Here is a 13,493-nt window from a genome sequence, read left to right as displayed (position 1 = left end):
TAAATAAATCTTTAATATTGAATCTAATAACTTGTATAACTTTATTTTTTATCCCAACCAACAACAATTCCATTTTCTATGATAACTTTCAAGGCATACCTATTTTTTGCTACTTCTTCATATTTCCAGACTTCTTTTATTTTCGTTTTTAAAACTTTTTGGTCTATATCAAGTGGCTTACCTAAAGAATCTATGACATGCTCCTCAGTGGCTCCTTGCCAAACCTCATTATTCATAATACTTTCTACAATCTCTGGATCACCATATTTATTTATTAATCGCTCTCTTTTCTTTTTGTCTGCATACACTGCATAAGCAATGAACATAACTATAGCCAAAACTATCCAAATAAACCATTCCATTCTTTTATCCTTTTATATAATTACTATTAATTCAACAAACATTATATAAAGGCTAACTTTATATAAGCTAAATAAAAGAAAACAAAAAATATTTATTTTAGTTGTTATAGTAATTTTTTTGAAAGTACATAACCTTATTTTTACAACATTTTTGGTATCCTTGCAATAATAATTATAAATAGGCTAAATAATAGATGAAAGTAGTAACAGGCGTAGTTGGAAACGACATCCATGTCGTTGCAAACAGACTTATAGAACTGTCTTTAGATGCGAGAGGTTATGAGGTGTTTAACTTAGGCGTAAACACATACCTTGAAGAGTTTTTTGATGCAGCGGTTGAAACTGGTGCAGATATACTTCTGATCTCATCACTTAACGGTGAGGCAGAGGGTTGGGCACGTGAAGTAAAACTTCTAAAATCAAAGTATAAAACATTAGATGATCTTGTAATGGTGATTGGTGGAAACTTGGTAGTTGGTACTGCAGATGCAGACGTAATAGTTCCAAAGTATAAAAACTACGGTTTTGATCTGGTATTTCACCAAGTAGATTTAAATACGGGACTTGATACTTTAGAAGAGTTCATAAAAGAGAGACAAGCATCATGAGTTTACTACAAGAAGAACGTGAAATAATCCTCTCAAACGAACATGTAGACAACTTTGACTTTGCAGAGGTTGAAGAGTTTGTAAAAAATGCAAACAAAGAACTTTTTATATCTCATCATTTTGCTCAAAAGAAAAAGATGCTGGTTCAGCCGCGCGGTGGATTCCCAACATACAAAAAACAGTTTGCCCTAAATGAGTTTTTTGTAAATGCGAACGTAGATGTACTTCCACTAACGATCGACTCTAACACACGTCTTAACGACTATGCTACAGCTAAAAAGATGTTACGCCTTAGTGAAGAGAGTGAAGTTGACATGTTAAACGGTTATCCGCTTGTAAATCACGGTTACCGCACAACTAGAAAGATGGTTACTCATTTTAACAAGCCGGTAAGTCTACGTCACGGTACGCCTGATGCAAGACTTCTGATCGAGACTGCTATTGCTTCTGGTATTTTTGAGATTGAGGGCGGACCTATTACGTACCTTTTACCATACTCAAAGAACTTCCCTCTAGATAAGGCTTTTCTTTACTGGAAGTATGTTGAAAAAGTGTGTGCTAACTATTCAAAATTAAACCTGCCTATAAACCGTGAGTCATTTGGACCACTAACGGCTACACTTGTTCCGCCTGCTATTACGATCGTTATCCAGCTTTTAGAGATGCTTCTGTCTTTAGAAGAGGGTGTTAAATCTTTCTCTGTTTCATTCTCTCAAACAGGGTCGATGAATCAAGACATAGTTATGGGGCATGTTATAAGAAAGATGGCTAAAAAATATGCCGAGTCAATCAACTGCGGTGATGCTACAATCAACTTAGTGTATCACCAGTGGATGGGGGCATTTCCTACAAACAAAGATTTTGCAGAGCAGTTGATCAATATGTCGACGGTTATTGCATCTATGGTTGGAGCAGATAAAATAATTACTAAAACTCGTGAAGAAGCTTCTGGTATTCCGACAAAAGAAGCAAATGCAAAAACAGTTGCAAATACTCAGTATACTTTAGGAATTTTAAACGGTCTTCCAAATATAGTAGATGAGGAAGAAGAAGAGATTCTAACTTTAGAAGTTGAAGCTATTATGGAAGCTGTGTTTAATGATCCTGCTGATACTCTTTGGAGAAAAGTATTTAACTCTATTAAAAACGGAACTATTGACGTGCCTTTTTCACCGCACATCATCAACCACAACGAGATGATAACTATTCGCGATGCAAACAAAAATATCCGTATAATAAAAAGAGGAAATGTGCCTATTCCTGATAGATGTTTTGAGTATGAAAAATCAAAATGTGATCTTACAAAAGACACAACAAGTATAGTTAATGATATTATCCACGATATAGGGATTATGCAATGAGTCAAAATAAACTTTTAATAGATATAGGAAGTACAAACTTTAAAGTTGCAACTCCAACTAACATAGAACAGCACTTTCGTGATTTTAACAAAGATATACATGATGATCTTATGTATAAATGCGGTGATACAATAAATAGTTTTGATAAAGATGACGTATATATCTGTTCATCTGCAAACGGTGGTTTAAGCACGCTAATCATCGGTCTTACAGAGTCTTATTCTCTAAAGTATGCGAAGAACATCGCTTTTAACTCAGGGATCAATATCATTGAGACTATTCTTTATCAAAACATAGAAGACTATTCGCTTCCTAGTGATCTGATAGATGTAGTTATAGTTGTAGGCGGTATAAACTCTAAGGGTGGTATATTTGGCAAGCCTTTATATAACTACTTGGAAAATCTAAAATATTCAAACATTGTTTATGTTGGAAGTGAGCTTGAAGCTGAAGAGCTTGCAAAAAACATAGAACATCTTGTTGTTCTTCCAAATATCATAGATAACAAACTACATATTATTGAAGAGAATTTAAAAGAGTATTTGACAAACCTTTACCAAGCTGATATTGAGGGTAAAGAGGACATTAAATCTCTTTATGACATAACTACAAATCAGATCTATTCTACACCGTACATAGTGAATAAAACTCTGCCATTAATAGATGCAAACTTCTCAGTTGTAGATCCATTTATTCTAATAGATATCGGTGGGGCTACAACTGATATTCACTACTCAAAAGATCTTGTAGATGAGAACATAGTGACTGAGAATGAATACGACAGACTTGTATTTAAAAAGCTTGGTGTTTACAAGTCAAAAGAGTCTTTGATATTTGCAGCTCAAAACAACGAATTTACATATGAGCTTCTAACTCACCTCAAAGTTACTGAAAACATCTTTGAAGAATCTAGTGAGAAAGCGCTGAAAGTGCTTATGCAGCTTGCTCTTTTCTTGGTACTTACTAAAATGAGCCACTATAAACAAGCATATGTAAACCTAAAACTTCTTGCTATAAATTCAATAGTTTTAACAGGCGGTATCACTAAAGTATTAAATGATGATGAGGTAGCTGACATTATCTCATTTTTTTACAAAAAGATTTTAAATTCAGATCATAATCCGACTGTTGTAATGGATAAAAATTACAAAATTTGGACACTGGCAAACAAAGGATAAGTAATGTCGATTAACTGTATAAGAACACTTATAGAAGATTCTGCTCGTACACATGCGGACAAAACTGCTTTAATTCACAAAGATAAAAGTCTTAGTTACTCTGAGCTTTTTACTAAAGTTAATCATGTAGCTTATTACCTAAGTGAATTAGATCTGCCAAAAGATTCACGCATAGGGATCTACTCAAACAAAGGAATTGAGCAGGTTATAGCTATACTTGCCATACTTTCAACTGACTATGTTTTAGTTCCGCTTACTAAGTTGCTTAAGCCTGAACAGGTTGAGTACATAATAAACGATTGTGATATCAAATGTATCATAACTGACAAGTTAAAGTTAGAAAATATAGAAGAGATAAATTTTGATGGTCATATAGTGTCTTACGAGACAACTTCAAGTGATATACCGTCGTTTGATGAGATCTACAAATACTATAACAAACCATACTCTTGTGAGATAAACGGACATGACAATGCGGTGATCACTTATTCGTTTGGTCTTACTGGTACTCCAAAAGGTATAGTTCTTTCACACAGAAACCTAATCGACTCGGCTCGTGTTGTTACAAAATACCTAAATATTACTGAAGATGACGTGATCAGCGGGCTTCTGATCTTTAATCTTGATTATGGATTAAATCAGATCTTCTGCAGTCTTTACAGACGTGCAACATTGGCACTTCACCGCTTTATTCTTCCGGATGATTTTTTCAACCACATCATAGATGATAAAGTTACAGTTTTACCTCTAATGCCAATCAACATTACACAGATTTTTGATGAAGATATGGGAAGAACACCAAGCAGTGAACTTTTAGAGAATTTAAAAACTATCACGTCTTCAGGTGGAAACGTAACTAAGAAGATGATCGCTGATTGTAAGAAAACATTTGTAAATGCAAAATTTTACTCTATGCACGGTCTTACAGAAGCATTCCGTTCAACTTACCTTGATCCAAGCCAGATAGAGATCAGACCAGACTCGATCGGCAAAGCTATCCCTGATGTTGAGCTTTACGTTATAAATGAAGAAGGACGTGAGTGTGCACCTCGCGAAGTAGGTGAACTTATACATAGAGGTGGTTATATCTATAAAGGCTTTTGGAATGCTCCAAAAGAAAATGAACAAAGATTCAAATCAATCCAGATCTTAAAAGATGTAGTAAACTTAGAAGGGCAACTTACAGATGAGATAGTTGTAGCTTCAGGAGACTATGTGTATAAAGATGAAGAGGATTATTTTTACTTTGTATCTCGCCGTGATGATATGATCAAAACAAGAGGTTTTAGAGTATCACCTCTTGAAGTTGAATCTGTTGTTAAAAAGAACTTCCCGCTTATAGATCAGTGCGTTGTTTTCTCGATCCCAAATGAAGAGATCGAAGAAGAGATCGTACTTGTTTACTCTGCTAAAAGCGAGATAGCTCAAAAAGAGATGCTGTTTGAGCTTAAAAACCATTTAGCTTCATACATGATACCAGGTAAGATCATATATAAAAAATCTCTGCCACTTGTTCAAAGCGATAAAAATAAAGTAAATGTGGAAGAGCTAAAAAGAGAGCTTACTACTTCTTAACCAAATGAGATATTAGGAACTAAGTTTATAAATGCTCTAGTTCCTAAATCTACTATATTTGGAATATATGATATTTATAATACAAAAAATACAGCTTAATTATACTTAGTTATAACTCTGCATTAATATAAATTTTTATTATAATTAATCTTTAAGATTTTTTGATATAAAATTTTTTCCTCGGAAACTTTGATAAGTCTGTTTCTGTTGTATTTATTAGGTTTCTGTAAATTTTGCATAAGGGGCTTAAAATGTTGCTTACTAAATATAATCCTTACCAAGAGTTGAGAGATCTTAATAAAAGGTTTCACCACCTATCAAACGCATATCCAAAATTCGATATTGCTCATGAATACTCTATTGCAGGTTTTACTCCTGCTATGAATACACGTGAAGGTGAATTTGCCTATCACATAGATGTAGATCTTCCAGGTGTAAAAAAAGATGATATAAAAGTTGATATCAAAGACAACGTATTAACAATATCAGGCGAACGAACTTTAAAAAGTGAAGTTAAAGAGGAAGATTATTATAAAATAGAGACATCTTTTGGAAAGTTCCAAAGATCGTTCACTCTTCCAGACAGTATAGATACAGAAAGTATTACGGCTTCAGCTGAAGATGGAGTTTTAGAAATTGTTATTCCAAAAAGCCCAAAAATACTTCATAAGAAGGAAATAAAGGTTAAATAGTTGTTAGATAATTCTTAATTAATCTCAAGCAAGAAGTGAATTAATATGAATTTAGATAACACTATTGTAATCGCAGCTGATTTAGAGAGCTTAAAAGTTTATAGAGTTGTTTCAAAATTATGGATATACAGTAAAAAGAAAACAAGAGTCAATACATTAAAACGTGAAGAACTCTCTGTTGATTTTGAACTTATAAAAGATATAAATTATATGACTGCATATAAGAGTAAACTTGAAGAGTTTAGTAATAATATAGGTTTTACAAACAAACAACATAATTTACTACTTGGAAAAGAGGAAAAGAGCTTAAAATATATTGCAGATGATATAAAGATGATTATTAATGCTGAAAATCCATCAGCTTGGGTCTTAGCATTCCCAAAGAATAGCATCTATCAATTGATATCTATGCTTGATTACGATGTAAAAAAAATACTTAGAAAAAGTATTCCATCTGAAACATTACTAAAGTTGTAAGGTATAACTGACCGACTTATTATTTAATATCTGACAGGAACTCCTGTCAGTATAATATAAGCTTCCTTTCTATAAATCTACACGAATGCCATACTCCATTATCTTTGGTTTAATATCTAGTTTATTTTTAACTACCTCACTGAATATTTTCATTTTATCACTCTCTCCATGTATAAGATATAGATTTTTCAGCTTTTTGAAATTACTAATCCAATTTATTAGATCTTCTTGATCAGCATGAGCAGAAAATCCATTTATTGTTTTTATGTCAGCTTTTACTACAATATCTTCACCATAAATTTTGACATATTCATCACCGTCAATAATACTACGCCCTAGGGTTCCAGGTACTTGATAGCCTACAAAGATAACACTATTGAGTTTGTTCCACAAGCGATGTTTTAAGTGATGCATAATACGCCCACCGTTGCACATACCGCTTCCGGCAATTATGATCGTTCTTCTTTTTACTTTGTTAATGAGGCGTGATTCCTCTTTTGTAGAAGTTATCTCCAAAGAAGCGAATGAGAACGGATTTTCATCGTTTAAAGCATCATATTCTACTTCATCACTAAGATTTATAGGATATTTTTTGTAAAGCTTAGTTGCTTTTGTGGCTAAAGGACTGTCTAAAAACACACGACATTTAGGGAGTTCATTTTCCTCAAACATCTTATGTAGAATCCATAATATCTCTTGAGTACGTTCCAAAGCAAATGATGGTATAAGAACATTCCCATCTCTTTTAAGTGTTGATACTACGGTGTGTTTGAATTCTTCGATACTATCTTTGATATTTCTGTGTGCCCTGTCTCCATAGGTTGTTTCTATAAATAAAGCATCAGTCTCTTCGATATTATCTAAAGGGTCAAGGATAAGTCTGTGTTTACTTCCAATATCACCTGAAAATACTAAGCGTTTTTTTGCTTTATCATTTTTATAATCAATCATAACAAAAGAACTTCCCATAATATGTCCGGCATTGCCAAATGTGATTTCTATGTTTTGATGAAGTTTATATTTTTCAAAGTACTCTAATGTTTTCCAACTTCTTAAAAACACATCTTTAACATGTTCTTCTGTATACAGAGGTTCTCTAATCCTTTGTTCGTCACCTATACGTTTTGCTTTTCGTCTTAATGTTTTGTACTCTTCTTTTAGTATCTTAGCACTATCCATAAGCATTATATTCATAATGTCTTTAGTTGGTTTTGTAGATATAATCTTTCCTTTAAAACCATCTTTTATTAGTTTTGGCACTCTTCCAATATGATCTAGATGTGCATGTGTAACGATAAGAAAATCGATATTAGAAACATCAAATTCGAAATCTTCATAGTTTCTCAAACTTTGTCCGTCACCCTGGAACATTCCACAGTCTACCAATATTTTAATAGAGCCTATTTTTAACAAATGACAAGATCCGGTAACAGTTTGTGCTGCACCATATGATGTTACAGAAACCATAATAAATCCTTAAAATGAATTTTGAAATTATGATAACATATTTATTTCATATAAGTATCAATATATTATGTACTTTAGAGCATATTAAGAACCTCTAGTTTATGGAATAAAATAGTAACTAGGAAATTTATATATTCAAAAAAGTGTTCAAAAAGTAAAAACACTAAATTCCACTAAAGCTTAAAGACTTGAGTAACAAAGAACAGATTACTTCTTAAGTCATTTATCCATAATATAGAGGTTGCAGCTTTCATCTGCTTCCTCAGTAAATCTTTCCTTTAGCTCTCTGTCAAAAGTGAGTATAAACACATTTGTATTTTTAGTATTCAGTTTTTTAAATTCGTTTAGAAGTACATCATCTGCTACATTTTTACCATGTTCACACTTTATAAAGTTAAATGAACCCAGTGTTTTACCATAGTCGTAAAGGTTGGCTTCCCACTCCGCTTTTTTTAGATAAAGCGAGTCAGGATTTGCTGCAAGATAGATGTTTTTATCTCTTATGTTATATGGTTCTATGATGTCCGTAAATATTGATGAGATAGATGAGAAGTTTTCAATATCCCAAAAAAGATGTGATTTATTTGCAGGTGTTTTTTGATCTTTGTTTATAAGTTTTAGACGTTTTTTGATATTAAAGTTTGAATGTGCATTGTCGTTTGTCAGTAAAATCGAGTTTTTAAGTTTTTGTGCATCAGTTGTTTTAAAGCCTAGTATTTCACCAAGCTCTATATAAAAGTCTAAGTTTTCAAGTTCAGTCTCCGCACCGCCTTTTTGGTAAGTCTGGAGACTTTTTAGTTTGTGTTTGTTAAACAGTAGATGTACGCCCATATTTTCATGGTTTGCGTACGCCTGTTTTACACGGAAAAATATATTTTTGGCCTCTGAATTGTCAGGCAGTTCTATTTTTCCGCGAAATTTATGTTCAATTTTTATATCTGTCATTATTGTCCAAAAAATTCGGCAGCTTCTAACTCGTCGTCCTCAAGATTTTCTTTTGCAAAATGCTCATCCTCAGCCATCAGTTTTTTAACTTCATTTTGGCAGTAGTTGTACATAACTGTTTTTGCATGATCATTGTCGCTTAAAAACCCGAGACCGCTGAATTGGTAAGGTTCCTCTTGCTCTATACATAAAAGTATACCATCACATTCATTTTCTAAAACTTCAACCAGTGTACGGTAGTTAATATCAAACTCCGTAGCATGCCAGCCGATCTCTTCAAGATCTTTATTTGAAAACTCTGCTACACCATCAGCCGTTGTGTCATCATAAGAAGCATTGTCTGCATTAAAACCTATAATGCTTTGCCAGTTTGAAAAGGCTTTTATAAGCGCTCTATCACCATCTTCAACTATTTGATATCCGCTTCCAAACATACTGTCTAATGACAGAGGGGCACTAGGATTTAAAGGATTTGTACTCTGTTTGTCTAAAGTACCTTTAAATATAACGGCTCTTTCGTCAAATGGCTCGAAGTTTATATTACCTTCTATATCTATACTAAAAGGTTTGTTTGAGTTTATTGCATTAAGTAGGTTTGTTTTGTTTGCCACTATTATTTCGTTAAAAAGATTAAATTTTTTCATGATTTTCCTTAAGTATTGGAATTATTTTTCCAGGTATTATAAAACTTTTTGCTTATTTTGAGTATAATGCCACAAATTTTCTGGGCAGTTAAGCTCAAAATAATATTTCATATATTATGAAACAACATTAAGGAAAAAAAATGGCATTAAATGTTTACTATGACAAAGATACTAGCTTAGACCTAATCAGAAGCAAAAAAGTTGCAATGATAGGTTTTGGTTCTCAAGGACACGCTCACGCTGAAAACTTAAGAGACTCAGGTGTTGAAGTATGTATTGGTTTAAGAAAAGGTGGTTCTTCTTGGGCTAAAGCTGAAGCTAAAAACTTTGAAGTACTTACTATCGCTGAAGCATCTGCATGTTCAGATGTTGTTATGATTCTTTTACCAGATGAAAACCAAGCTGAAATCTACAAAAACGAAATTGAGCCAAACTTAAAAGAGGGTGCTACTATCGCTTTTGGTCATGGTTTTAACATCCACTATGGTCGTATCGCTCCAAGAGCTGACATCAATGTTACTATGATCGCTCCAAAAGCACCAGGTCACACTGTACGTTCTGAATTTGTACGTGGTGGTGGTATTCCAGATTTAATCGCTGTTGGTCAAAACCCATCAGGTAACACTAAAGAGTTAGCTCTTTCATATGCATCAGCTATCGGTGGTGGTAGAACTGCAATTATTGAGACTACTTTCAAAGATGAGACTGAAACTGACTTATTCGGTGAGCAAGCTGTATTATGTGGTGGTGCTGCATCTTTAGTTCAAGCTGGATTCGAAACATTAACTGAAGCTGGTTACGCTCCAGAGTTAGCATACTTTGAGTGTCTACACGAACTTAAACTAATCGTTGATTTAATGTTCGAGGGTGGTATCGCTGATATGAGATACTCAATCTCTAACACTGCTGAGTATGGTGATTATGTTTCTGGTAAACGTGTTATCAATGCTGAGTCAAAACAAGCTATGCGTGATATCTTAACTGAGATCCAAGATGGTAGATTTGCAAAAGACTTCATCTTAGAAGGTCAAGCTGGTTATCCTCGTATGAACGCTGAGCGTAAAAACGACCAAGATAAACTAATCACTAAAACTGGTAACAAGTTACGTGAAATGATGCCTTGGATTGCAGCTAATAAAATAGTTGACCAAGACAAAAATTAATCTTTTTAATTTTAAGCACTCATCTTTAGATGATGTGCTTAGTTAATTGCTTAATTTAAGCTCCCCTAACACAACATTCAAATACTTTCAATCAAAAAATTTAATTTTTACTATTGCTATATGTAGTATTAAAGTAGTTTCTGCATTCTTATAAGAGTGGAGAGTAAGATTGAACTTTTATCAACCCCTTTTGCACTTTTCATTTTAAGTTCTGTATCTAGTAATAGTTCATGTATCTTATAATAAGTTTGCGGTTTAAAACGCAGAGATAGTTCAGCTTTTTCTTTAACTACAAAAGCAGGGGCAGGGTAGCCTAAAATGTCTAATGCATTTGGAGCACCGTACATACGTATGTATATATTAAACATATATAGTTGTGTAATATATGAAGTGATCTGAGTTAATATCCAAATCTCATCCTCACCGTGTTCTGTAAGGTTTTTAAGATCATCTTTAAACTCTTTTTTGTTTATAAGTTTTTTAATAAGCTCATCAATATTTACAGCACCAAGTCCGTAAACAAGCGAATCAATATCCTTTGTTGTAATATTTGTCTCAAATACTGCAAACTTATCCAACTCATTTACGGCTAAAGATATATTTGAGTTGTGTAGGTTCAGCAGATGTGAGATCGAATAGTTGTCAATATTTATATTTTTTGCTTGTGCAATCTGGGCGATTATATTTATAGCTTCACCATGCTTTGGATTAAAAAACCTAACAGCCATAGTGCTTTTTTTTGCAAATGCTTTTGTATATGTTTTATGATCATCACCTGTATAAGCATATATAAAAACATTGTCCGGATTTTTTTCACAAAAATCTATAAGACTCTCAAGATCTTTTTTTGGTACTTTCTTATCGCTTTTTATTATTAAAACGTTTCTGTCTCCAAATAGTGAGGCTTGTGAAAGGTGTGCTTTTGCAGAGTTAAAGTCGTACTCATCATGGTAATATTTTAAAACAGATGCATCTTCAATATTTGAGAGTGTCTTTGTATAGTGATCTATTAAAAAATCACTCTCTCCAAAGAGTATAAAGTTATTTGATAATGAGTTGTTTTGTATATGTTTATCAAACTCGGCTTTATACATCTTCACTCACAATGGAGACATAGATTTTTGCTTTTGCTATGTCAACTTTGTCTATTTTAACTTTTACGTCACTAAATAAAGGAACGTTTTCACTTGAAGTTATAAGAAGTTTTGCACCAACTATATCATCGTGAAGATCTGCTTTTAGTTCAGGATCAGTTCCACTTATACGTGCTTTAAAAACCTGCCCAATTCTCTCATCTGCCCAGCGAGCATATTTTCTGTCCATAAAGTCTATCTCTATGGTACTTGCCTCACGTTCCTTCTGAGAGATCGTCACAGCAAGAGATTCTATGTTTCTAAGAACGTATGAACCTTCTTCAGTATCTCCACGCTTTATCGCTTTTAGTAGTCTGTGAACTATCAAGTCTGAATATCTTCTAATTGGTGAAGTGAAGTGTGTATAAGCATCAAATCCTAGTCCAAAGTGACCTACATTTAGAGGTGAATATTTTGCCTGCATTTGTGAGCGTATGATTAGAGTGTCTACTTCAGCTTCAAGACCCATTATTTTCGCTTGATCACGTATGCCTTCAATTGTATCTTTCGTACCCTCTTTAACCTCTACAAATATTCCAACACCTGCTAACTCTTGGTAAAGCTTTTGAAGTTTTGACTGGCTTGGAGATTCGTGTATACGAAAAATACCACGATCAAACATAGCTGCGGCAGCTTTATTTGCTAAAAGCATACAGTCCTCTATAAGTGCATGTGAAGGTGTTTCTTCTGCATGATGAGTTGATACTATGGCACCTTTTTCATCGATAGCCATCTCAACTTCAGTTGAGCGGAAGTCGTAACCATATTTTAAACGCTCCTCTTTTAGTGCATCTGTTACATCACGAAGTTTTAAAAGCCAGGCAAAAATCTCTTTCTCTTTTTCATTTTGAGCTTCTAGTTTACCCTCTAAAAATGCATCAACCTCTTCATAGTTAAAACGTCTGTCTGAGTGAATAATAGCTTCATATACGTCAGACTTTACAACTTCTAAACTTGCTAAATCAAGTTTCATCTCAAACACATAAGAGAGTCTGTCAATATGCGGTTGAAGTGAACATAGTGTCTCACTAAGTTGACGAGGAAGCATCGGAATAGATCTATGTGGAAGATAGATAGAAAAACTTCTGTATATAGCTTCATTGTCAAGTGCACCGAATGGTTTAACGTACTCACTTACATCCGCAATAGCTACATAAAGAGTCGTGTTTTTATCGTCCCAGTATATTGCATCATCGAAATCTTTTGCAGTTACAGGATCTATTGTACAAAAACTAAGATCTCTTAAGTCTTTTCTGTCCGGATAGTAATCTGCGTTTACTTCCTCAAAAGATTTGGCAATTTTGAGCACCTCTTCATCAAACTCATCGTGTTTGTTAAACTGTGCAAGAACTATTTTCTCATCAACAAGAGGGTCATTTATATTACCAAGAGACTCCATAATTGTGCCGTCTTGGTTATTGATCTTAAACACTTCACCAACTTCATAAGCATTTAACTCTTCTTGAGTTAACTCAACTCCTGATGGATGTTCTGTTTTTAGATCAACTAACGATTTTCTTGAATCTTTTTCAATGATATATCCTACAGAATAACTCTCTGCACGACCAAGAATTTCGATAATTTTACCGCTTGGTTTTCCACGTTTTCCAAGAAGCCTTTGGGCAATTACCAAATCACCCTCTCTGGCATTCATAGTATCTTCGATAAAAAGATCGTGAGTTTGTTCACCTATTACGGTTAGGTATGCACTGCTGCCTTGTGCAAGCTCAATTGTCCCCGCACGGTATTTTGAATGAAATTTATATTTTTTATCTTTTTTTGTTAGGTATTTTTTGTTAAATAAGTCTTCAACAATTTCGATTTCGTCTTCTGTGATATCTAACTCACTCAAACCGTGAGTGAGTCTTATAAGTAGGGATTTCAATTT

13 protein-coding genes are annotated in these 13,493 nt (G+C 33.6%); 7 read left to right on the top strand and 6 right to left on the bottom strand.

All coding sequences use genetic code 11. From position 1 onward, the window contains the following. Nucleotides 1-41: 41 nt before the first annotated feature. Nucleotides 42-362, bottom strand: a complete 321-nt coding sequence (locus tag ABZA65_RS07730) for a hypothetical protein (RefSeq protein ID WP_373072348.1) — start codon at nt 360-362, stop codon at nt 42-44. Nucleotides 363-556: 194 nt separating this feature from the next. On the opposite strand from ABZA65_RS07730, the gene glmS reads away from it, so the two are divergent. From glmS to ABZA65_RS07700, 6 genes are all read left to right on the top strand, one after another. Continuing rightward, complete coding sequence (glmS, locus tag ABZA65_RS07725) at nt 557-970, top strand: methylaspartate mutase subunit S (protein WP_373072346.1); 414 nt, start codon at nt 557-559, stop codon at nt 968-970. Further along, a complete protein-coding gene (locus ABZA65_RS07720) occupies nt 967-2,331 on the top strand; it encodes a methylaspartate mutase (RefSeq protein ID WP_373072344.1) in 1,365 nt (454 codons plus the stop codon). The genes glmS and ABZA65_RS07720 overlap by 4 nt, the downstream gene beginning before the upstream one ends. After that, nucleotides 2,328-3,509 (top strand): glutamate mutase L, encoded by a 1,182-nt coding sequence (locus ABZA65_RS07715; RefSeq protein ID WP_373072342.1) that lies wholly within the window; start codon nt 2,328-2,330, stop codon nt 3,507-3,509. Before ABZA65_RS07720 ends, ABZA65_RS07715 begins: the two co-directional genes overlap by 4 nt. Before the next feature lie 3 nt (nt 3,510-3,512). Then, nucleotides 3,513-5,084, top strand: coding sequence for an AMP-binding protein (locus tag ABZA65_RS07710; protein WP_373072340.1), 1,572 nt, complete (start codon nt 3,513-3,515; stop codon nt 5,082-5,084). Between the two features lie 251 nt (nt 5,085-5,335). Then, entirely contained in the window at nt 5,336-5,776 is a 441-nt protein-coding gene (locus ABZA65_RS07705; protein ID WP_373072338.1) for an Hsp20/alpha crystallin family protein, read from the top strand. A 45-nt stretch (nt 5,777-5,821) separates the two neighbouring features. Next, entirely contained in the window at nt 5,822-6,253 is a 432-nt protein-coding gene (locus ABZA65_RS07700) for a hypothetical protein (RefSeq protein ID WP_373072336.1), read from the top strand. A 69-nt stretch (nt 6,254-6,322) separates the two neighbouring features. Here ABZA65_RS07700 and ABZA65_RS07695 read toward each other — a convergent pair whose 3' ends face one another. From ABZA65_RS07695 to ABZA65_RS07685, 3 genes are all read right to left on the bottom strand, one after another. Beyond that, complete coding sequence (locus ABZA65_RS07695; RefSeq protein WP_373072334.1) at nt 6,323-7,720, bottom strand: MBL fold metallo-hydrolase RNA specificity domain-containing protein; 1,398 nt, start codon at nt 7,718-7,720, stop codon at nt 6,323-6,325. Nucleotides 7,721-7,939: 219 nt separating this feature from the next. Then, complete coding sequence (locus ABZA65_RS07690; protein ID WP_373072332.1) at nt 7,940-8,665, bottom strand: hypothetical protein; 726 nt, start codon at nt 8,663-8,665, stop codon at nt 7,940-7,942. Next, nucleotides 8,665-9,309: a hypothetical protein gene (locus ABZA65_RS07685; protein ID WP_373072330.1), complete on the bottom strand. Its 645-nt coding sequence runs from the start codon at nt 9,307-9,309 to the stop codon at nt 8,665-8,667. The genes ABZA65_RS07690 and ABZA65_RS07685 overlap by 1 nt, the downstream gene beginning before the upstream one ends. 140 nt (nt 9,310-9,449) lie before the next feature. Here ABZA65_RS07685 and ilvC point away from each other — a divergent pair, with 140 nt between their 5' ends. Continuing rightward, nucleotides 9,450-10,472, top strand: coding sequence for a ketol-acid reductoisomerase (gene ilvC, locus ABZA65_RS07680; protein WP_373072328.1), 1,023 nt, complete (start codon nt 9,450-9,452; stop codon nt 10,470-10,472). 128 nt (nt 10,473-10,600) lie between these two features. Here the strand turns inward: ilvC and holA are convergent, their stop codons facing one another. After that, entirely contained in the window at nt 10,601-11,566 is a 966-nt protein-coding gene (gene holA, locus ABZA65_RS07675) for a DNA polymerase III subunit delta (protein ID WP_373072325.1), read from the bottom strand. Next, nucleotides 11,559-13,490: a VacB/RNase II family 3'-5' exoribonuclease gene (locus ABZA65_RS07670; protein ID WP_373072323.1), complete on the bottom strand. Its 1,932-nt coding sequence runs from the start codon at nt 13,488-13,490 to the stop codon at nt 11,559-11,561. The genes holA and ABZA65_RS07670 overlap by 8 nt, the downstream gene beginning before the upstream one ends. Between the last annotated feature and the right edge of the window lie 3 nt (nt 13,491-13,493).

This window comes from Sulfurimonas sp. (assembly GCF_041583195.1).
Taxonomy (GTDB): Bacteria; Campylobacterota; Campylobacteria; order Campylobacterales; family Sulfurimonadaceae; genus Sulfurimonas.
Note: the sequence above shows the minus strand (reverse complement) of the source record. Positions and strands in the feature narration are given on the sequence as shown.

What these genes read in the sequence shown, in the direction of transcription:
- ABZA65_RS07730 (WP_373072348.1), bottom strand. Translation starts at nt 362, where the DNA reads ATGGAATGGTTTATTTGGATAGTTTTGGCTATAGTTATGTTCATTGCT.
- glmS (WP_373072346.1), top strand. Translation starts at nt 557, where the DNA reads ATGAAAGTAGTAACAGGCGTAGTTGGAAACGACATCCATGTCGTTGCA.
- ABZA65_RS07720 (WP_373072344.1), top strand. Translation starts at nt 967, where the DNA reads ATGAGTTTACTACAAGAAGAACGTGAAATAATCCTCTCAAACGAACAT.
- ABZA65_RS07715 (WP_373072342.1), top strand. Translation starts at nt 2,328, where the DNA reads ATGAGTCAAAATAAACTTTTAATAGATATAGGAAGTACAAACTTTAAA.
- ABZA65_RS07710 (WP_373072340.1), top strand. Translation starts at nt 3,513, where the DNA reads ATGTCGATTAACTGTATAAGAACACTTATAGAAGATTCTGCTCGTACA.
- ABZA65_RS07705 (WP_373072338.1), top strand. Translation starts at nt 5,336, where the DNA reads ATGTTGCTTACTAAATATAATCCTTACCAAGAGTTGAGAGATCTTAAT.
- ABZA65_RS07700 (WP_373072336.1), top strand. Translation starts at nt 5,822, where the DNA reads ATGAATTTAGATAACACTATTGTAATCGCAGCTGATTTAGAGAGCTTA.
- ABZA65_RS07695 (WP_373072334.1), bottom strand. Translation starts at nt 7,720, where the DNA reads ATGGTTTCTGTAACATCATATGGTGCAGCACAAACTGTTACCGGATCT.
- ABZA65_RS07690 (WP_373072332.1), bottom strand. Translation starts at nt 8,665, where the DNA reads ATGACAGATATAAAAATTGAACATAAATTTCGCGGAAAAATAGAACTG.
- ABZA65_RS07685 (WP_373072330.1), bottom strand. Translation starts at nt 9,309, where the DNA reads ATGAAAAAATTTAATCTTTTTAACGAAATAATAGTGGCAAACAAAACA.
- ilvC (WP_373072328.1), top strand. Translation starts at nt 9,450, where the DNA reads ATGGCATTAAATGTTTACTATGACAAAGATACTAGCTTAGACCTAATC.
- holA (WP_373072325.1), bottom strand. Translation starts at nt 11,566, where the DNA reads ATGTATAAAGCCGAGTTTGATAAACATATACAAAACAACTCATTATCA.